Here is a 20,245-nt window from a genome sequence, read left to right on the forward strand (position 1 = left end):
GGCACAGTTAGTGCTCGATCAAAACTACTCGGTGACTGAAGCGGCTCAAGCCATGAATGTAGGTAAATCTACGATGGATAAGTGGGTTCGCCAATTAAAACAAGAGCGCCAAGGGAAAGCACCTAAAGCGTCACCTATCACACCTGAGCAAATTGAAATTCGTGAATTAAAAAAGAAGCTAGCTCGTCTTGAAGAGCATAATGAAATATTAAAAAAAGCCACGGCTCTCTTGATGTCGGACTCACTGAACAATTCTTGATGATCAAGAAACTCAAGCAGAGCCACAGCATAAAAACATTATGCGAAGTCTTCAATGTTCATCGAAGCAGTTATAACTATTGGCTGAAACGGCCAACAGAAATAAAGGCGGAAACCGTAAAACTTCGCAGTTTGATTAGCGAAGCTTATGCGGCAAGCAATGGTTCTGCGGGAGCAAGAACCATTGCCGATATTGTAACAAACCAAGGCGTGAGTCTGAGTCGTTACCGAGCAACAAAGCTAATGAAAATGCTGGGATTAGTGAGTTGCCAAGTACCAAAACATCGTTACCGTAAAGCCTCACAAGAGCATATTGAGATCCCGAATCACTTAGATCGTCAGTTTGCTGTCACGGCACCAAATGAAGTCTGGGTGGATGACGTGACCTATATTTGGACGGGAAATCGCTGGATGTATTTAGCGGTAGTCATCGACCTTTTTGCTCGAAAAGTGATTGGTTGGGCAATGTCAGTATCACCTGATACACGATTAACAGGTAAAGCGCTTTCGATGGCTTATGAGTCTCGTGGAAAGCCTAAAGGCGTCATGTTCCACAGTGATCAAGGCAGTCACTATACGAGTCGTCAATACCGTCAGTTACTGTGGCGTTTTCAAATAAAACAAAGTTTATCTCGCCGAGGAAATTGCTGGGATAATGCGCCGATGGAGCGCTTCTTTAGAAGCTTGAAAACGGAATGGGTTCCAACAGTAGGTTATCGTAGCTTTGCAGAGGCTCAACAAAAGATCATTCGCTACATTATTGGATATTATAGCCAGCTCAGGCCGCATCAGTATAACGGTGGCCTGACACCCAATGAGTCAGAACGATTGTATTGGGAAAACTCTAAAACCGTGGCCAATTTTAGTTGACCACTACAATACTTTGAGGCCACGAGGTTAACTTCATGACTTCGGAAGACATACTGCACATAATACAAGACGAGATGGGGGAGAAGGTAATCGCATCGGTCACATTAAGTGATACCGGAAACCTTATAGTCCAGTACGGCGATAAGGTTGTGGTCTACAAAACTGCCACCTCTGCAAGGCCTGCATCTGAGCTATTAAAAATAGTGGCTGATTTCATTAACTGATTCCCAATCCAATCATGATAAAGGGGCGTTAGGGTGTTTAGCTCAAATTCCCCCCCAAAATAGTTGGCAAACAAACCCCATACCGTGTTCTAGTTTATAACTCATAATTGAGTTTAATCATCGAAGCTAAAATGGACATGAATTAGAAAAAAATATAAAACAGCAGGTTACTTAGCGATTAATGCTTAAAATCTCTGTGTATAGCATCAGAAACATCGATATGATGAGAAATAAAATGGAGTTCTATATGAGTTACCAATCTGTACTCAGTGAGTTCAAAGGCGCATCCGACTCACTCGTTTTCACTAATGACCACATTAATCTAACTTTTGGTGGCAAACAAAATCGATTTACCGTAAACCTGATGGAAGGTGAGCACCAGTTTTTTGTTCGATACCATGATGCCGACACACCTCTAATTGCAGCGTACTTGCTTGATAATGAGACACAAGTTGCGGTTGAGACTGGAGTAATTGAATGGCTAGAACACAATAATTTTGTTTATAAAATAGAGGCTTTAACTGAAGATGCAGAGCACTCTCCGCTAATGCCACTAGATTGCTGCCTCACTGTAAATATGGATAAAACCATCAGGCATTTGATTGAAGAAAGCCAATAAAGATGAAAGCAGCAGACTGAGTTATTTCTTACAAGTGCCAACTATGAAGGTTTTGGACAGAAACAAGTTGGAAACCATATCCAACCTATTTCTTCAGTTCAAGTACAAAATAGTACAGATTACTTACTCTCATCCATTTGGTTTTTTTTGATTGCTTTATGAACCCTTTGGAAACTATCATCTCCCGATGAAAATGCCTCCTCAAGGTCGAAGTATGAGGGAGCGCCACTATAAGCTCGCCAGCAACTTCTCAAATACTCTCTAAAAATGGTTGTTCTTGCATATCTGCTAGCAATAGTTAGACATGATATGTTTACTATTAGTTCGCTTCTGGAAAGTTCGTCCATTATTGGTGTATCAAAAAGCATCGCATCAAGATATGCAAATTCACCAAGCCATCTCTTAATATGATACGCACCGATGGTAGTTATCCTAAAACTATCTGGCATGTCTCCGATAAGATTACTATCTTCATCTTCTTCAAACGTAACTCTTAGCGAGGTTTCTATCAGTTTTTTGTTTGTAGCTCTCCTCAATGCGGATTCTATCTGATTTGTTGTAAAGCCTGCGTTTTGACATTCTTCTATCAAAGTTTCTGTCCTACAAAACCCATCTTTGTCCAAGTGCCCCCCTTGCATATCAAGATACGAAATAAGAACTGGGACTAAGAAGTGTTCATTTGGATCTGCATTACATATATCGAGCACGTTCATAGAAATTGATGTATCTGGGCTGTAGTGAGAATAATCACCTAAAAGGGCCTGTTTAGAAAACTCATGTACAGGAATTCGATAGTCTCCTTCCGTCTCCATTATATCAATTATCTTTTGTGCCTCTACGTTCGGAGATCCTATGAATCCAGTAACGAACTCTATTACAGCACGAATATTGCCACCAGTAATGTTCGTTAAAAACTCGTTTAGCTCTTTGTTATTTTGTAGTGATCGAACTAATGCTTCCAAGAATAAAGCTAAATTTTCAGATCGAATAGAAGGTAAATCGATCGCATGCTCTCCTCTAGCTAATTTGGCTGCGAACCGTAGCCTTTTTTCCACAACTTGGTCTACACGTGGCGGAGAGATGGTAAAGATTTTGTGTGGATAAGCTGTTAACGCACCTGAACGTTTAGATTTATAAAACGTTTGTGGTCGCACAGACAGAAATACAGTAGCTTTCCATTCTTTGGCTAGCTCCTGGGAAATAATAAAAGCTTCCTGTTGAATGTCGAAGTCTCGTTGGTCAGCATTATCAATACAAATTATGACTTGTTTTTTCCGCCCCTTCGCAATATGTTCTACCGAGCGCTTCATATGGTTGCTTTTGTTTTCTACAAGGTTCGCTAGTTCTTCTATAAGCTTTTCTTGGTATTTTTCTGGGTTTGAATCTTTGTAACCTCCCCATAATCCTTTGGCAAACCTTCGAATTTCACTATCATATACCCCATGAATAAAATTGTTATCGTAGGTGTCAACTTCATATTGTCTTAGTAACTGGTGCTCAATCTGATCTAAAATAAATGAGTTTATGTCTGTATTGAGAGAGGCATTTGCACCTAAGTCAATGTAGACATAAATAGCCTTATTAAACTCTTCGTGTGCGCTGTTATGCCTTAAATTCTTTACGAATGATGTTTTTCCTACTCCCACATCCCCTATCAAAACTATAGGACGTCTGGACAATGCTTCCGCCACTATATCAGGCGAGAAATTTGAACCTTTTTTGGATGTTACAGGTTGAACTGATGGTTGCTCTTCTGATGCACTAAAGATTGCAGCGTACCTTGCCTCAAGTACGTTCTTACTAAGTAAAGCATATTTATTTAATGCTCCACTTTCGCAGTAACAGTCTTTGTAGAAATTACTCTCTAGCTCAGGGTTATCCATTATATCTTGTATGAACAACTCAGAAAGCTGTTTAAGTGAAGCTTGCACTTCACTTGGATATCTAATCTTTGGATAATCGACCAATTGGCTTGAAAGCTTATTTGGAAGCCTTTTATCACCAGTAGTCAATAATCTAAAAAGTCTATTCTCTTCTATGCCAGCTTTTGATAAATAGTTCCAAGCTTGCGTGAAGTGATGATGCATATGTTCAAGTGAAGTAAAAACTAGCGCATCCCCATCAAAAACATCGACACCATCGGTTCGCGAAGCCAAAAATGCTACATATTGATGACCATTGGTAACTAGCGCCAAAGGAACACCTCGTCTAGCGCAATAAGCCTGCACTTGTTCAATAGCTTCCTTAAGAGCCGTATTAGCTTCGAAAAGAGATTGAATCGGAATAGTCAACTGTTGAGATAGACCCGCAGGTATCTCAAATGGGATGCCTTCTCGTTTAGCTTCAACAACAAGTATTCTTGGTTTTCCTAATTCATAGTCAGTAAACCCATTTTTTGACTCATGCTTTTCAACTTCAATATCGTCTCGCCAGTTAAAGCAATCTTCCAAAACTCTATCTATGATATGAAAACGAGTTTGTGCTTCATTCTTAATCTCTGCCTTTCCGTACTTCTCAGCTAGCTCAAAAAGAACTTGTCGAGCCTGATGTAGATCGTTCATTTTTCATCCTTAGTAATATAAGGCTATCTCAACTTTGTACACATGAGAAAAGCAACAAATGGCATAATAATTTGATTAGAAAAACGAGGTCAAATAAGCTGGCTTAAAAATGTGTGCTGAAGACTACTCAACTCACAAAGGGGTAGAATTGAGCTAGCTACAGCAGATAGCTCAGTACATTTCCACATTATGCTACTTCACTTAATCTCAAGCTTTCATAGTAATCCTCAGCTAAAGCGGTCATTTTAAATTCGGCTTCTATTCCAGCTATCTTTTCTACGGCTTCTTGGATAGATGCAAGGTCGACATTAAAGAACTCTTTGCGAAGGTTTACAGCGTTTACACGTTTAGAATTGAATTCGCGGTGTAACGCTGTTTCAAGAGCTGGGGCATCATCGGTGTAAATCATGGCATGTACATCAAATGGGAATGGTACACTTGCATCGCCTAGTTCTTTAACCCTGTCCATTGGCTCTAAACGGCGAGTAAGACCGATCTTGTAAACATCCTCACCAAACGAACCAATATTACTGATGACGTAAACATGCCCCTTACGGGTTTGTTCCGCCATGCTTTTAGCCCGTTCTTCTTTGGCTTCTGCTTCGGCGAGTTGCTGCTCAAGCATTGCTATCCGCTGCTCCATTTCAGAGCGATCCTGCTCAGTAGCATTAGCAAGTTCTCGCTGTGCTTTATCAAGAAGATTGCGGTACATTTTTTCTTCTTTTTCGGCATCGGCTATCGCTTTCTCAAACTCTTTAATCGCTCGCTGTTCTTCACGGATCTGTTCTTTGATAAGCTTCTGCTCAGTAACCTCTTCTTGCTTTTTAAGTGTATATTGGTATTGAAGCTTACACTCTTCAAACTTAAGTTCGATGTAATCTATATTAAATCCGCACTCTAATGTCGCTGCTGACTTTTCTAGTGTGTTGGCAAGTTTTTCTATACGTTCTAGAGTACGCCCAAACGAACTCGGCGACACTTTACCGATAAGAAGATCACATTCAATATTAAAAGCAGTAAGCATGAGCTTAACTTGACCATTTAGAATTGTATTATTGAATGACTTGTCGTTAGATATCACCGTTGACTCAGGGAAAGTGATCGCTGTTTTATCTTTGATCATGTCTTTTTGCTGCTGCCTAACATCCTTGATCTCTTCCGCAAATCGATTAGATGTTTCATAAAGGTACTTAGGCATTTCAAAATGACCATGAGCAGTGTATTCATCAACTCTTGAATATAAATCGAGATCACCCATCAACTCTTCTAGCTCAAGCTCACCTTTTTCAATGCTTGAGTTAAGTTCATCTAATGTTGATTTAGTCGATTCTAAGGTCGCTTGCTGCTCCTGAATGCTCTGTTTTAGTACATTATCTTGTCCTTTCAAAGCTTGAAGTTGGGCAGTTTCCTCATTGATTTTATCTAGCTCTAGCTTTGCGGTTTCAGTGGCAGCGATTATCGATTCTCGGCTTATACACGCTGAATCATATTCCTCTTTTGTTTTTGCTAGTGCTTCATCTAGCGACTCGTATTGCTCGATTTTCTTATCTGCTGAGCGTTTTGTTAGAATATAAGTTAATACGACAGCTATTAATGATAAGCCTGCCAACATCAGTAAATTATTATCCATTGATTACTTTAGAACCTCTTGTATGAATTGCTTCCTAAGAGCGGCTCGCTCTTCACATCGCTCCTGGTATTCTTCTGCGGCGTTAGATACTGCATCTTTAAAAGCTTGCTTTGCTGCTGACTTATTTAGTCTTGCTTGCCTTTGTAATTCGCGCTGAGCTTCTCGCACTTCTCTTTCGTGCTCTCTCACTGCCTGAGCATGTGCTCGCTCACGAGCTTTTTGCCTACGCTGGGATTCACGAGCAGCTTGTTTGTTAGCTCTATCTATTGCTTTAACAATCTTTATAGCCGTTCGTAAACCACTACCTCGTTTAGCCAATGGTTCCTCCTTTAAAGTGGTGTAATGAGTCAAAGGTCTAAGCAACTTTGGGAAAAAAGCTCGTTTGCTCCCCCATCCCCCTGTAAATACCAAGTACATTTACCTTTACGCGGAGGCCATCAACCATAGCTGGGTTTGTATCGCTCGTTTGTGCTGAGCGTGAGATAATCTTCGATTAACTCAACCATTTTTAAGGATAAAAATGACGGCTACCACCTACCTTAACCAACTCAACCAAGATTACTTGGCCATGCACCGCCGCAAAGAAGATTACTTTTGGCAAACCTACATGGGCATTAGCGACGACCAAGCGGGGGCAACCAAAGCCCAAACCGAGTGGACTCACTTTCTCTCACAAGGGTCAAGAATAGAAGAGCTCCGCCAACAGATCGCCGCGGCAGAAAACATCAGTGATAGCGAGCAGCGCGAGCAAACCCTGCAAGGGCTGAATGGCTGGTTAGCCATGTTCCAAACTCATGCGATAGAATCTCGCCAAGCTCAGCAACTGAAAACCGAACTGATCGAGTTCGAAGCCGACCTATTCACCAAAAAGCAGCAACATGTGCTGACTTACACGAATGAACACGGTGAGGCGATTGAAGCCAGTTTACCTGTGCTCAGTTCAACCATTCGTGCCAATAACCTTGAGTCCGTGCGTCAATCAGCCCATCAATCGCTGCTAGAACTAGAGCAATGGCTACTTGAACAAGGCTTTTTGCAATTGGTGCAAAAGCGTAACGCCTTTGCGCGCGCCATGGGTTATGCCAATTACTTTGACTACTCGGTACAAAAAACCGAAAAAATGAGCAGCGAAGCGCTGTTTGCTATTTTGGATGATTTCGAACAGCGTACCCGTCAACGCCATCAAGATAGCCTAAGCACATTAGTGGCTGAGCAAGGAGAAGGATGCCTCAAAGGGCATAATTTTGTTTTCTCATTTGCTGGCGATGTGATGCGCGATCTCGACCCTTATGTGCCGTTTTCGCAATCCTTACGCCGTTGGGTGGAATCATTTGGCCGTTTGCACATCGATTATTCAGAGGCTGAGCTGACTTTAGATTTGCTGGATCGCAAAGGAAAATACCCCAATGGTTTTTGTCATGGTCCGATCCCTGCTTTTTATGATCAAGGGCAATGGGTTGCGGCTAAAGTCAATTTTACCTCTAACGCCAAGCCCGACCAAATTGGCAGTGGCTATGATGGTATCAATACCTTGTTTCATGAAGGTGGCCATGCGGCGCATTTTGCTAATGTGAAACTCAATGCTCCTTGCTTCTCACAAGAGTTTGCGCCGACCTCAATGGCCTACGCAGAAACTCAATCGATGTTTTGCGATAGCTTACTCAATGATGCTGATTGGCTAAAACGCTATGCCTTAGATAAGGCTGGCAACCCGGTTCCCGATAGTGTCATTCAAGCGATGGTCAATAACCGCCAGCCGTTCAAAGCGTATCAAGAGCGCAGCATTCTACTGGTGCCTTATTTTGAACACGCCCTGTATCAATTAAGTGATGAGCAGTTAACGGCCGAGCACGTTACGGCTTTAGCCCGTGAAACTGAGCAGCGTATTCTTGGCCTTGAGTCGAGCCCTCGCCCGCTGTTGGCGATTCCGCATCTATTATCTGATGAGTCGGCCTGCGCTTACCAAGGTTACTTATTGGCTCATATGGCGGTGTATCAAACGCGGGCTTACTTTATGGAAAAGTTTGGCTACCTGACAGATAACCCACAGATTGGCCCATTGCTCGCTAAACATTACTGGCACAAGGGCAATCAAGTTTCACATTCGGAATCGATCCAAAGTCTCACCGGTGAAGGCTTTAATGCCAAATATCTCGCCGATGTTTGTAACCTTTCTGCCGAGCAAGCTTGGCAACAAGAGCTGCAAAAAATCGCGGCGATGCAGAGCCGTCAACCGAGTAGCCCTGCGCCACTGAATGCCAAAATTACTGTAGTCGATGGTGAGCAAGTGATCGCCTCTAATGCACTGTCTGATGAGCAGATGTGCCAGCAGTTTGAAGATTACATTATGCAGACTTACGGCTGTTAACGGCTCTATCCCCTAACGACTTGAGCAGCGGTGATCTTTATTGCCAGCAACCTCAAGTGGTTTGGGGATAGAAAACCCATAGCTTAAACCTGCTTCGGATAATGCTTTTTCAGTAAGCTGTGCATATTACGCTTACGTTTGTAGGTTTCCGCCAGTGATGTAATCGCGAGATAAACATTGCTCGATACTGCACGCTGCTCATTATCTTCCCCCTTTTTTTTAGCGCTCCGCATTAACTCATTGAACTGTAATTATTATTTTATATTGATGACATATTAACTTCATTTTTAGATGCCAATCTCCCGCTCTGGTTTGACCAGTTTTGGATTTTTGGTACACAAAGTCTATACCCAAACAACGTGGAGTTAGGGGTAAAGAGGATAAAAATAAGGAAGTTAGTATGTCTATGTCTCGCAGAGGCTTTATCAAGGCGGTTTCCGCTAGCATGGTCGCTAGCAGTTTAATCGCGTGTCAATCTGATGATACACAGCTCAAACCTGTCACCTTTGAGCATGGTGTAGCCAGTGGAGATCCGTTACAAGATGCCGTTATCATCTGGACTCGGGTAACCACCGAAAGTCGTTACGCAGAAGTGACTTGGCAACTCTCTGAGCATGAGGATTTTGCTCACTTAGCGGCTTCTGGCAAACAGCAAACTGACAATGGAAAAGACTTTACCGTCAAAGTTGATGTCACAGGATTAGCCGCAGGAAAAAACTATTTTTATCGCTTTATGTGTCAGGGAATAAATAGCCAAGTTGGGAGAACCAAAACGTTGGTACAAGGCGAGTTGGCCAAGGCATCGTTAGCGGTGGTTTCTTGCTCTAATTACCCAACAGGTTACTTCAACGTTTATCGAGAAATCGTTCACCAGCATCAGAAAAAGCCGTTTGATGCGGTACTGCATTTAGGCGATTACATTTACGAATACGGCTCCGGTGGTTATGCCACCGAAAATGCGGCGGCCCTTGGACGTGAACCAAGTCGTGGTACTGAGTGTGTCAGCCTGCAAGATTACCGAGCACGTTATGCACAATATCGCCAAGATAACGATCTACAAGCCTTGCATGCTTCGATGCCGATGATTGCAGTATGGGATGATCATGAGATTGCTAATGATACTTGGCTTAATGGCGCTGAAAATCATCAACCAGAGCAAGGCAGTTTTGAATTGCGACTCGCCGCAGCCGCTGCTGCATGGGTAGAATGGCTCCCTGTCCGTGAAAACCCTGAATCGAATGTAATTATCTATCGTCACTTCTCTTTTGGCGATCTTTTGGATCTCTACATGCTCGATACTCGTGTCGTCGCCCGTGATGAACCATTGGATTATTTTTCGTTGTCCTCTCCCTCAATCGAAGGCATCGCAGGATTGGTTGCTCAGTCTCGTCAACCCGGTCGAAACCTATTAGGTCAGCATCAAAAACAGTTGCTAAAAAACCAAATGGCTAACGCTTCTGGTAAATGGTCAATCATGGGCCAACAAGTATTGATGAGTCGAATGGAGCTACCAAGCACAGTAATGCAAGCGCTGTTTGGTTTGTTTATGGCTGATGACGAGAATAAAGCCCCAGCCCTCAGTCATGTCAACCAAGCTATCCAAGCCTATCTTGCCAATCCTAACTCAGATCCGCATCTTATCCCCTACAACCTTGATGCTTGGGATGGCTATTATCAATGAGGGAATGGCTTTATCATTTAGCGCAACAAGAAGGTAAGCGGTTTATTAGCTTAGCCGGTGACAGTCACAATGCGTGGTGTAGCCAACTGTTTGATGCGCAGGGCAAAGCGATCGGTATCGAATTTGCGACATCGTCAGTCAGCTCGCCCGGTTTAGAAGAGTACCTAGGTGTTGATGGCTCGACTATCATGCAAATGGAGCATGTTCTGCCACTGTTGGTCAGAGAGCTGCAATGGACAGACTTGAAGCAACGCGGTTTTCTACGCTTAGATGTCACCAAAGAGAAGGCTGAAGCGACTTGGACTTTTATTTCCAATATCATGACCAAAGATTACCAAGTAAAGCAGAAAACCATCATCACTGAAGATGGTAAAGGGATTAGCATCCGTTGAGTCTCTATCCCCTGACGACTTGAGTAGCGGTGATCTTTATTGCCAGCAACCTCAAGTAGTTTGGGGATAGAAAACCCACGGCTTAAACCTGCTTCGGATAATGCTTTTTCAGTAAGCTGTGCATATTGCGCTTACGTTTGTAGGTTTCCGCCAGTGATGTTATCGCGAGATAAAAATCAGCGAGTGCGGCTGGGTGTTTAGCCAATAAGCGCTCGACGCGTTGTAAATGGTGAATTGCCTCTTGATAACCTTGGTTACTGGTGCGGTCAATACACACGCGAGCAACACGAAGGTAGTAGTCCAAAGTATGTTTGGGTTTATCCGTTACGATTTCATCGGCCAGTGTTAGCAATACATGGCTATCGGTTGGCCGAGTAGCGACCCAATCACACGCTTTTTCCCACGCTTGTTGCTCAATATAAAACTCAACTAAGGCGCTATTGTGGTGGCTAACAAACCCGCGAGCATCGGCAGGTTGGTAGTTATTGATCAATGTCTGTTCGATACGAGTTAAAAACTCTGCATCCTCAATCTGGTGTGTCACTTTAAAAACGCTCAACTCTTGGTAGCCTTGAAAAGTCGGAGCGTCAGTAAACAATCGATTAGCCAAACTCCACGCCTTAGCAACCTCGCCCAAGCTAATATAGAGGTTGACTTGCAGTCGCTCGCATTGTTGCATCTCAATATGGTTAGCTTGTTTTTTCGCTTTGGCTAACCAAAATTCGGCTTGAAGTGGCTCCTGATGCTCAAGATAGAGTTGCACGATGTCCAGAAAATCGTCGCAGCGCCACGCGATTTTTTGCTTAATAGCGATACGCTCATGCCAATCACTGGCGGTGCTTAGCAATGGTCTCGCCCATGTTTTCAGGTTCCATGCGTTATCACGGTTAAGTGGGGTTTTCTCAATCGCGGTTTTGCACAACTTAAGAAATGTCTGATTGCTGCGCCAAACGGGCTCGAAGTGAGTGTCAATCGTTGGATAAACATCAAACTCATAGTGGGTCATGCGCTCAAACATCCACTGCGCTTTTTCCGCTTCACTCCAATTCAACTGATTGAGGATTAACGGCATTTGAACATTGATCAGCGCTTCAATCCCAAACCGCTCTCCGTTCGAATCATCAATCTGTTCTAACACGAGATTTAAACGGGTCACGATGTAGTGAATTAATTTCCACTGCTGATCCGCTTTCAGTGCTTTCGCGGCTTCACAGATCAGTTCGAGTTGATCTTCTGCGTAAGAGAAGTAGTCGCCAACTTCACGCCAATTCCAAATCTGTTCACGGGGTAACGCTTGGGTCACCATTTTTTTCAAATCGTTATAACTGACGCTCTGCTCAGTGAGCTGCATTTTTGCTATTAGCGTTTTCCAAGCGGATTCATCTTGTTCGAGGTAATCGAGTAACTTCTCTAAGATCGCCTCTTCCCCTAATGTTTTTAGGTGATTGCGGATCCGATCGCGTTCATCATCTTGATCAATGGGCGAATCGCTCAGTAAGCAATACGCAACGGCAGCACCATGTTTACACATCTCTTGGTATTCAGCGGCTGGGCAAGTGCAGTAGCTTGATAATGTTTGACCACCATTGAGTTGCACACGATAAAGCTGAGAGCCTTTTACTTCAGCATTGGCGGTATGACCATTAACGGTCAATTTACGCACCGCTCCACTTTTCGCGAGCTGCATGCCTTTTTGTAATGAGCTCGGTTCGCACAGGGCAAACAGAGCGGTAAAATCAAAGAAAGAAGAGGAATTATTAGGCATAAGCAGATCCGTTTTTGCTATCGTCAGCCTTGTCTGATCAAGACGTTGCTAGGGGGTTCACGCACTTTGCCTGTTTTGGATTGGAGCTTCAAGTCAAACATCGTGATAATGAATAAAATGGTGGCTCGTTTAACTTTATAACTGGTTTGCAATTAAATAGTTTATTTAGGAATTTCACTAAGAGATAATCTCGTACATAGACTTCTCATATAATCAGCCTTATGATGAATATAAAATGGATTTTTAATGCTTGCCGTACCGCTTCCCTTTATAGCATCTTTGCTATTTATCATTACCGCCCTATTAGTGCGCCCCAAAAGTAACTGGCTAAAGTCTGGAGTATTTTGGTTCAGTATACTTTGTGCAGCGATGACCACTGTCGTCGGATTAAGGTGGACATTTGATATTGCTTTATTACGCTGCGTTCAACCTATTCTCGGTGCGATGTTACCTGTCGCAGCCTGGCTTTGCTTTTCTAAAACTCAGCACGTAAATACTAAATATCTCCACTGGCTTGGTCCTATTATTGTCGCAATTGCTTCCATCAACCCATCACGAGTTTGGTTAATCGCTATTGATATTGTTTTGATTTGTCTTTATTTAGCCTACGGACTTTTGCTCATAAAAGAATCATTAAAAATACCAACCCATGTCCGCCTCAATCAAATTACCACGGTTTTATTTGCTCAAAGAGCTGCGGGACTTTTGTTACTAATGTCAGCTCTGATTGATGGGATGATCAGTTATGATTTAATTCGTAACAGTGCAGCGCACATCAATCTTATTTTATCCTTTAGCTATCTCGCCCTGATCGCAGGAATCGTCACAACGGTAACTATCGCTAGTCAGCATACCGTGGTTGAGGCAACAAATAACGCGATAACACAGCCCTCACTAACAGAAATAAAATCATCCTCGTTATCAATGAGTAAGCAAGAAGCAACACAGATTTGTGACAAGCTCAGCCACTTACTCACAGAAAAAGAACTGTATAAGGATGTTGATTTAACTCTAGCGCGGCTCTCAAAGCAGCTCGGAGTTCCAGCGAAGCCACTTTCTCAAGCAATCAATCAGGTGTACGGAGAAAATATATCTAGAGTGATCAATTCATTTAGAATAGAGCATGCTAAATCACTGCTCTTAACCAGTAATATGTCGATCACCGAAGTTTATTTAGCGTCAGGGTTTCAAACTAAATCCAATTTCCATCGTGAGTTTTCACGTATCACAGGGCAAACGCCCAGTGGCTACCGAAGTTCATTGTCATAATGACTCTCAAGCCGTTCTTAAACATATCAAGCTTAATCTACGGTCTTTGCCCAAGAAATAAGAAAATATCAGCAAATATGCTTTGATGAAGGGCGCTGCGCGTTATGCCTCTTCCATCTTTACAAATGATACCGTCACCTTGCACTTCTTCTTCAAGTAAATGGATTGCACCAGGCTTGCAAATGGGTAAAAAACTAAAATGCATCGCTTGCTCATACACTTTATAACGCCGTGATAGTAGCGGTATGTGTTCAGCTAAAAAACCTGACTCTTGAGTTTGAGGGAGATCACCAATATCAATGCCAGCCGCCAAAATCAAAACAGGTGTTTTTATTTTATGAAGACTAGAGGAGGAAAAACTGCGCGCCAAACCTAAATCTAAGCTGATTACTTGCTTAATACGCTCATCGTGTAACCTTGCTGACAAAGGTTCATTGGGTTGTGACTCGGTCAATCCTAGCTCTTTTGCCAACCCACAAGTTCTAGGGTTTGGGTACAAAAGACATTGCTGATGAAAAAAAGTGCGATCTACCTGAGCACCAACCAGTTGTAACACGGTCCAGCCACCTAAAGAATGGCCTATCGCAGTCACATTCGTACGATCAATCACGCCGGACCACTGCTCATCAGACAATAAATAATCAAGCAGCCGACTTAAATCCTTCGGTCTTTGCCACCATTGCGCCGCTTGTTGAGGAGATGAATCAAGTGTCGTTGTTCCAGGGTGATCAACCGCTGCAACAACATAACCCTGCTCAACCAACTTCACCGCTAGCCAATGCTGGTTTCGCCAGTTACCTCGATAACCATGAGAAAGCATCACCAAAGGGGCAGAAGCGGTATTTACTGCACCATTTTCTATCACTGGATTACCTTGAAAAACTGGATTATCAGCAATCAAAGTGATTTGATTGGACGGCTTAGCTGGGTACCAGATGGATATAGATAAGGGCCTTTCTAAAGATTGGCTGATAACCTTTTGTTGGAAGCCAATTTCTGTAGCCGCAATACTTGATGGTAACATCAGTACCAGAGTAATAAATGAACAAAACCAACGCATAATCCGCTCCTTTATAAATGATAATCTTCAGAGCTAGATTCTGACATCGCGCTTTCTAATGCGTCCTCAATCCGGTTTTAGGACCTAAAAAATAAACCAAACCCAACCAAAGTTGGCATCAGTCACACAAAAATAAACAAACAAGAAGCTTATTACATCTTGGGCGTGATTTTTATCACTTACAACAGGTAAGCATATCCTTACCATTCAGATAACGAATCAATGTGTCTTAGCTGTCTGTATCGTTTAAATCGGTTTTGTTTTGATTTTGAATAGACAGTTACTCTATGGTGTGAATAATGAAAAAAATGCGACTTACTCCGACCGCTTTGCTGCTCAGTAGCGCACTGCTCTTGGGCTGTAATCAGGATATCGATACCATGGCAACACCTGAAAAAACGCTTAAAATTGCTACCTATAATCTCTCTTTTGACCGTAACACCTTTGCAGAACTGGTGACTGAAATGCAGGTAGAACCTGCTCAGCAGCAAGCTTTGGTTGAAGCTTACTTAGCGGGCAAGATTGATCAAAAAGACAAGAAATTAGCGCAAAACGTTATTCAGATCCGCAATGTCGCGGCGGTTATTCAACACAATCGCCCTGATGTATTGATGATGGCGGAATTTAATAATGATGGCACTGGTGAAGATACTTCGGCGTTGATCGGCTTTCAAAACAATTATTTATCTGTCGCGCAAAGCCGACAAGGAGCGGGAGGCGAGCCCGATCTAGAGCCAATTGATTATCCGTTTGCTAAAGCTTACGCCACTAATACCGGGCTATTGAGTGAGTTTGATTTAGATAACAATGGCCAAAAAGGTCTGTTGCCAGGCGATGCTTGGGGATTTGGTTTTTACCACGGCCAATACGCGTTTGCTTTACTGTCTAAGTACCCGATTGATGCGAGCCAAACGCGCACCTTCCAGCACTTTAAATGGAAAGATATGCCCAATGCTAACATTCCTACCATTACTATTTGTGATGGTTCACAAAAGATCCCTCAGGGCATGGTGTGCGGTGCCCCTTGGTATAGCGATGCAGAGTGGCAACAGGTGCGTTTATCGTCTAAAAACCATGTAGATGCGCCGATTATTATTCCAACGGCCGATGGGGAGCAAGTGATCCATTTACTGATGTCTCACCCGACGCCTCCGGTCTTTGACCCTGGTAAAAATCAGCAACAAAACGCAGCAGAAGTGCAGTTTTGGCAACATTACATACAAAATCAGCCCTATTTTTATGATGATGCTGGTAAGACTGGCGGATTAGCCAACAATGAGAAGTTTGTCATCATGGGCGATTTAAATCTCGACCCGGTCGCCGGTGATGGGCTCAGTGAAATAATGCAAGCACTGCATGCCGATCCGTTACTCAATCAAAAGGTGACTCAAGGGACGCTTTACCCAAGTAGCCTTGGTGCCGCTGAATTTGCTGCGCAGCGATCATTAACTCATCCCCATCCGCAGCGAATCACGTCCACTTTTGGCTTAGGCGTTGATTATGCTCTGCCTTCGGCCAACTTAACGGTTATTGATTCCGGTGTGTATTGGCCAGCGTCTGATCAAGTGGGCTATCGTTTAATGAATGACTCGCGTTTGGGCCGTTATGGGGACGGTAAAGATGTCTCTTCCGACCATCGCCTAATATGGGTTGAAGTGAAGTTATAGGATATCCCAATTGTTTGGGGATAAGAAAAGAGGCTCTATTTAGAGCCTCAATCAAGCGAGTTTAGCCAACCGCAGGAAAATCTAAAATGCTGGTGGCGACTGAGAAATAGATAATAACTCCGACCGCATCGGCAATAGTGGTAACCAGTGGCGCACTGGCCGATGCCGGATCAAACTTAAGTTTACTGAGAATAAATGGCAGTGACATCCCCACCAGCGATCCAACCACCACCACAATTTGCATGGTTAGCGCTACGACTAGAGCAATTTCTGGACCGCCGCGCCATAAACCAAGCAGCGAGACGGCAACCGCCATAGTGATACCCAGTAAACCGGCGATAAACAGTTCTTTAGCCAGCATTTTCGCCCAGTCTTTACCAATCACTTCACCGGTTGCGATAGCTCGGACCATGAGCGTTGCCGACTGCGCCCCGGCGTTACCACTACTACCAATCAATAATGGTAAGAAGAAGACCAGCGCAACATAGGCTTGAATCGTATCTTCAAAATAGGCGATCCCCGCTCCGGAAAAGAGATTACCGAACACCAGCAAAACTAACCAAAACACGCGCTTACGATACATCAATCCAACGGAAGCATCTTTTAGGTTACCGGAGAAGTCAACCGCGGCAGATTTGTGAATCGAGCGATCGGCCTCTTCTTCTGCAACGTCCATCGCATCATCATAAGTCACAATACCGACCATGCGATTTTGTTGATCCAAGACCGGAAGAGCGAGTAAGTCATATTTACTGATCGCTTGCGCGGCAACATTTTGCGCTTCATCCACCCGCACGAAGATCAGCACTTGAGTCATGATTTTGCCAACCGTTAGACTTGGCTCAGAAATCATCAAATCACGCAGGGAAACCGTACCCTGCAAATGCATTTGCTCATCAACAACGTAAGCTTGGTAAATGGTTTCTCGCTCGCTGGCGATTTTCCGTAGTTGGTTGATGGCTTCTTCAACGGTTTGATGGGCATCGAGCGTCGCAAAATCCGAGGTCATTAATGCCCCGACGCTCTCTTCTGGATAAGAGACTAAACGCTGAATATCACGCCGATCTTCCGCATCCATTTGTTGTAAAACTTGATGCTGAAACTCGGGCTCTAATTGGGTCAGTAAATCGGCGCGTTCATCATGGGGCATGAGCTCCGTCATTTGTGCGAGCTCTTGCGCATTAAGCTCTTCGGCGAGCTTTTCTTGCCAACGCAAGGAAAAATACCCAAATAGAGCCGCTTGTTTTTCTAACGAAATCAGCAGTAATAATTGTCCCGCTTCTTTAGCAGTTAAACTTTGATTATCCAGTAATTCGGTGAGGGCTTCTGCGCAGTCAGCCAGTGGGTGCTCTTCAACAAAGCGTTCCATAGCCTCGGCATTTTGACTGATGTGCAGCGCCATGAGGTCTTGAGTCATGATATTGATTGACATCTAAATACTCTTTTTGTTGTCACGTGAGCATGAATCAACGTCATTATTGTTTTATCTTATGACATGCTCTTTGCTCTTAGCGACTAAAGATATTGAGAGATAAAATAATAATGAGATGAATAGCATGCAAATGGCTGATTTTAGCACAGTTATAAGACAACTAGAGCGAAGAGAAAGAAAAATCAGGCTATTCTGACTGCGCGCTAAGAAAATAGACGTCGACAAAATAGCCTGATGAACGTTGTAAATGACAAAGTCGCTTCACTTATCCAGACGACAGCGAGTTAAGCCTCCACAACTTGCCAACTCGCCAGAGAAACGGTCGGCTCTAAACTTAAGCGACCAATCACCCGTTCGATGTGTGAATCGGTCCGCTGTGTTGCCATCACCGAAGAGATGACACGTACCTGAGTCTGTTTATCTTGGATTAATGTTTCACTTTCTAGCTTTTGTAATTGCAAAGCCCCCGAAGAGACGCCTTGCAATAATAAAGCTCGAACATGCGCTTCATCACTCTCTAAACAAACCACTTCCAAACGGTATTGCCACCAGCATTCCGCTTGTTGAACGGACTCGACGGGGCGATGGTTTATAAACCTGACTAATGGTCGTAATAGGGTATTGGTGGCCAAAATAACGATCGTCACCGCAACCGCGCCTGACCACTGATTGGCACCAATCATCACTCCTATCGCGGCAGAGCACCACAAAGTAGCCGCGGTATTTAAGCCGCGAATATTGGCTCCTTCTTTCATTATGACGCCGGCACCGAGAAAACCGATACCTGAGACCACCTGCGCTGCCACGCGTGTTGGACTGGCATCGCCATCAACCATCATCGACATCAAAGTAAAGCTTGCGGCACCAAGGGACACTAAAGCGTTGGTCCTCAACCCGGCCATGCGTTGATGCCATTGACGCTCAAGCCCAACCATGGCCCCTAAACCTGCAGCTAACATGAGCGGCAGGATAAAATCAAACATTTCCCACATGGTTTGCTCTCCTTGCTAGGACTGTGGAACCTTGACAAACGATAGCAATGCCAAAGCTCCCAGCCTATCAACCCACTTAAACCGTTGGTGGGAAATCCAAAATCATCGTCGCCACGGAGAAGTAAATGATGACTCCCACCGCATCAGCAATCGTAGTGATCAATGGCGCACTAGCGGAAGCAGGATCAAACTTCAGTTTGCTAAGAACAAACGGCAGTGACATACCAACGACGGAGCCAACAATCACCACAATTTGCATGGTAATTGCCACGACTAAAGCAATCTCTGGTCCACCGCGCCATAAACCAAGCATCGATACCGCGACAGCCATGGTTACGCCGAGTAGCCCTGCTATCATCACTTCTCTACCGAGCATTTTTGCCCAATCTTTACCGATCACTTCTCCGGTAGCCAGTGCCCGAACCATCAAGGTGGCAGACTGAGACCCCGCGTTACCGCCACTGTCGATCAACAGCGGTAAAAAGAAGACCAAGGCGACGTAGGCTTGAATGGTATCTTCAAAATGGGCGATCCCTGCGCCAGAAAAAAGGTTACCGAACACCAGCAAGACCAACCAAAAGACCCGTTTACGGTACATTAATCCCACTGAGGCTTCTTTTAAGTTACCCGTGAAATCGACCGCTGCCGATTTGTGCATGTGGCGATCAGCTTCTTCTTCTGCCACATCCATCGCATCATCATAAGTCACAATGCCCACTAAGCGATTTTGTCCATCGACTACGGGTAACGCGAGCAAATCATATTTACTGATCGCTTGTGCTGCGACGTTTTGATCTTCATCGACTCGGACAAAAATCAACACTCGGGTCATGATCTTACCCACAGTTGAGCTGGGCTCTGAAATCACCAAATCGCGTAGTGACACCGTACCTTGTAAACGCTGCTGATCATCGACCACATAAGCCTGATAGATAGTTTCGGTTTGCTTAGCAATGCTGCGCAATTTTTGCATCGCTTGCTCGACCGTATAATCGGCAGCGAGTACAGCAAAATCAGAGGTCATCACCGCACCGACACTCTCCTCTGGATAAGCAACCAGCCTTTGAATGTCAGAACGCTCCTCGCTATCCATTTGATCCAACACTTGCTGTTGCAGTTCTGGTTCCAGTTGAGTCAGTAAATCGGCTCGTTCATCGTGTGGCATAAGCTCAGTTAACTGAGTGAGTTGCTGAGCATCCATTTGCTCAGCGAGTTTTTCTTGCCACGTTAAACTGAAATAACCAAACAGAGCCACTTGCTTTTCTAATGGCAGCAACGTAAGCAATTGACATACGTCTTGTTCAGTAAATTGTCGCTCGGTTAATAGCTGTGAAAAAGCTTCAGCACAGTCAGCCAAAGGATGTTGGTCGATAAAACGTAGCATCGCGGCTTGATTATGGCTGATGTGCAGTGCCAACAGCTCTTGAGTCATGATAGAAACAGACATCGTGCTCTTC

General features: G+C 44.0%; 15 protein-coding genes and 1 pseudogene. 7 read left to right on the plus strand and 9 right to left on the minus strand.

Going from position 1 to position 20,245, the window contains the following annotated elements; all coding sequences use genetic code 11:
- From CAG58_RS00515 to CAG58_RS00525, 3 genes are all read left to right on the plus strand, one after another.
- A protein-coding gene (locus CAG58_RS00515; RefSeq protein WP_161439683.1) for an IS3 family transposase occupies positions 1-1,128 on the plus strand; the annotation gives its coding sequence in 2 pieces (ribosomal slippage) (positions 1-209 and positions 209-1,128; 1,129 coding nt annotated over the 2 pieces). This gene is flagged as partial in the annotation.
- Positions 1,129-1,163: 35 nt separating this feature from the next.
- A complete protein-coding gene (locus CAG58_RS00520; protein WP_161429860.1) occupies positions 1,164-1,352 on the plus strand; it encodes a hypothetical protein in 189 nt (62 codons plus the stop codon).
- Between the two features lie 220 nt (positions 1,353-1,572).
- Entirely contained in the window at positions 1,573-1,971 is a 399-nt protein-coding gene (locus tag CAG58_RS00525) for a hypothetical protein (RefSeq protein ID WP_237665946.1), read from the plus strand.
- A gap of 119 nt (positions 1,972-2,090) precedes the next feature.
- Here CAG58_RS00525 and CAG58_RS00530 read toward each other — a convergent pair whose 3' ends face one another.
- The 3 genes from CAG58_RS00530 to CAG58_RS00540 form a co-directional block, all read right to left on the minus strand.
- Positions 2,091-4,532: a hypothetical protein gene (locus CAG58_RS00530; RefSeq protein WP_161429861.1), complete on the minus strand. Its 2,442-nt coding sequence runs from the start codon at positions 4,530-4,532 to the stop codon at positions 2,091-2,093.
- A 187-nt stretch (positions 4,533-4,719) separates the two neighbouring features.
- On the minus strand, positions 4,720-6,162 hold the full coding sequence (locus CAG58_RS00535) for a DUF4041 domain-containing protein (protein ID WP_161425244.1): 1,443 nt from the start codon (positions 6,160-6,162) through the stop codon (positions 4,720-4,722).
- Positions 6,163-6,165: 3 nt separating this feature from the next.
- Positions 6,166-6,480 (minus strand): hypothetical protein, encoded by a 315-nt coding sequence (locus tag CAG58_RS00540; protein WP_161425243.1) that lies wholly within the window; start codon positions 6,478-6,480, stop codon positions 6,166-6,168.
- 202 nt (positions 6,481-6,682) lie between these two features.
- Between CAG58_RS00540 and CAG58_RS00545 the strand changes: the two genes are divergently transcribed.
- Positions 6,683-8,530 carry a M3 family metallopeptidase gene (locus CAG58_RS00545; RefSeq protein WP_161425242.1) on the plus strand — a complete coding sequence of 616 codons (1,848 nt, stop codon included), beginning with the start codon at positions 6,683-6,685 and terminating at the stop codon, positions 8,528-8,530.
- A gap of 83 nt (positions 8,531-8,613) precedes the next feature.
- Here the strand turns inward: CAG58_RS00545 and CAG58_RS00550 are convergent, their stop codons facing one another.
- The gene (locus CAG58_RS00550) at positions 8,614-8,763 is read right to left on the minus strand and encodes a hypothetical protein (protein ID WP_161425241.1); all 150 of its coding nucleotides are present in this window, start codon (positions 8,761-8,763) and stop codon (positions 8,614-8,616) included.
- 167 nt (positions 8,764-8,930) lie between these two features.
- On the opposite strand from CAG58_RS00550, the pseudogene CAG58_RS00555 reads away from it, so the two are divergent.
- A pseudogene (locus CAG58_RS00555) lies at positions 8,931-10,603 on the plus strand (alkaline phosphatase D family protein).
- Between the two features lie 82 nt (positions 10,604-10,685).
- Here the strand turns inward: CAG58_RS00555 and CAG58_RS00560 are convergent.
- Positions 10,686-12,368, minus strand: a complete 1,683-nt coding sequence (locus CAG58_RS00560; protein WP_161425240.1) for an SWIM zinc finger family protein — start codon at positions 12,366-12,368, stop codon at positions 10,686-10,688.
- A gap of 246 nt (positions 12,369-12,614) precedes the next feature.
- Here CAG58_RS00560 and CAG58_RS00565 point away from each other — a divergent pair, with 246 nt between their 5' ends.
- Positions 12,615-13,637, plus strand: a complete 1,023-nt coding sequence (locus CAG58_RS00565) for a helix-turn-helix domain-containing protein (RefSeq protein WP_161425239.1) — start codon at positions 12,615-12,617, stop codon at positions 13,635-13,637.
- Between the two features lie 37 nt (positions 13,638-13,674).
- Here the strand turns inward: CAG58_RS00565 and CAG58_RS00570 are convergent, their stop codons facing one another.
- Complete coding sequence (locus CAG58_RS00570; RefSeq protein WP_161425238.1) at positions 13,675-14,697, minus strand: alpha/beta hydrolase family protein; 1,023 nt, start codon at positions 14,695-14,697, stop codon at positions 13,675-13,677.
- Between the two features lie 299 nt (positions 14,698-14,996).
- Here CAG58_RS00570 and CAG58_RS00575 point away from each other — a divergent pair, with 299 nt between their 5' ends.
- Positions 14,997-16,364, plus strand: a complete 1,368-nt coding sequence (locus CAG58_RS00575; protein WP_161425237.1) for an endonuclease/exonuclease/phosphatase family protein — start codon at positions 14,997-14,999, stop codon at positions 16,362-16,364.
- Positions 16,365-16,425: 61 nt separating this feature from the next.
- Here the strand turns inward: CAG58_RS00575 and mgtE (CAG58_RS00580) are convergent, their stop codons facing one another.
- The 3 genes from mgtE (CAG58_RS00580) to mgtE (CAG58_RS00590) all read right to left on the minus strand — a co-directional run bounded on the left by mgtE (CAG58_RS00580) (position 16,426) and on the right by mgtE (CAG58_RS00590) (position 20,235).
- Positions 16,426-17,796, minus strand: coding sequence for a magnesium transporter (gene mgtE / locus CAG58_RS00580; protein ID WP_237665947.1), 1,371 nt, complete (start codon positions 17,794-17,796; stop codon positions 16,426-16,428).
- A gap of 284 nt (positions 17,797-18,080) precedes the next feature.
- The gene (locus CAG58_RS00585) at positions 18,081-18,788 is read right to left on the minus strand and encodes an MgtC/SapB family protein (protein ID WP_158137975.1); all 708 of its coding nucleotides are present in this window, start codon (positions 18,786-18,788) and stop codon (positions 18,081-18,083) included.
- A gap of 76 nt (positions 18,789-18,864) precedes the next feature.
- Positions 18,865-20,235 carry a magnesium transporter gene (mgtE, locus tag CAG58_RS00590; protein WP_186460237.1) on the minus strand — a complete coding sequence of 457 codons (1,371 nt, stop codon included), beginning with the start codon at positions 20,233-20,235 and terminating at the stop codon, positions 18,865-18,867.
- Positions 20,236-20,245: the final 10 nt, after the last annotated feature.

The sequence above is a fragment of the Vibrio sp. V31_P5A7T61 genome (assembly GCF_009904895.1).
Lineage (GTDB): Bacteria > Pseudomonadota > Gammaproteobacteria > Enterobacterales > Vibrionaceae > Vibrio > Vibrio metschnikovii.

Coding starts and splice junctions, on each gene's coding strand:
- CAG58_RS00560 (WP_161425240.1), bottom strand. CDS start 12,368: ATGCCTAATAATTCCTCTTCTTTCTTTGATTTTACCGCTCTGTTTGCC.
- CAG58_RS00520 (WP_161429860.1), top strand. CDS start 1,164: ATGACTTCGGAAGACATACTGCACATAATACAAGACGAGATGGGGGAG.
- CAG58_RS00570 (WP_161425238.1), bottom strand. CDS start 14,697: ATGCGTTGGTTTTGTTCATTTATTACTCTGGTACTGATGTTACCATCA.
- CAG58_RS00565 (WP_161425239.1), top strand. CDS start 12,615: ATGCTTGCCGTACCGCTTCCCTTTATAGCATCTTTGCTATTTATCATT.
- CAG58_RS00575 (WP_161425237.1), top strand. CDS start 14,997: ATGAAAAAAATGCGACTTACTCCGACCGCTTTGCTGCTCAGTAGCGCA.
- CAG58_RS00550 (WP_161425241.1), bottom strand. CDS start 8,763: ATGCGGAGCGCTAAAAAAAAGGGGGAAGATAATGAGCAGCGTGCAGTA.
- CAG58_RS00530 (WP_161429861.1), bottom strand. CDS start 4,532: ATGAACGATCTACATCAGGCTCGACAAGTTCTTTTTGAGCTAGCTGAG.
- CAG58_RS00545 (WP_161425242.1), top strand. CDS start 6,683: ATGACGGCTACCACCTACCTTAACCAACTCAACCAAGATTACTTGGCC.
- mgtE (WP_186460237.1), bottom strand. CDS start 20,235: ATGTCTGTTTCTATCATGACTCAAGAGCTGTTGGCACTGCACATCAGC.
- CAG58_RS00535 (WP_161425244.1), bottom strand. CDS start 6,162: ATGGATAATAATTTACTGATGTTGGCAGGCTTATCATTAATAGCTGTC.
- CAG58_RS00585 (WP_158137975.1), bottom strand. CDS start 18,788: ATGTGGGAAATGTTTGATTTTATCCTGCCGCTCATGTTAGCTGCAGGT.
- CAG58_RS00525 (WP_237665946.1), top strand. CDS start 1,573: ATGATGAGAAATAAAATGGAGTTCTATATGAGTTACCAATCTGTACTC.
- mgtE (WP_237665947.1), bottom strand. CDS start 17,796: ATGTCAATCAATATCATGACTCAAGACCTCATGGCGCTGCACATCAGT.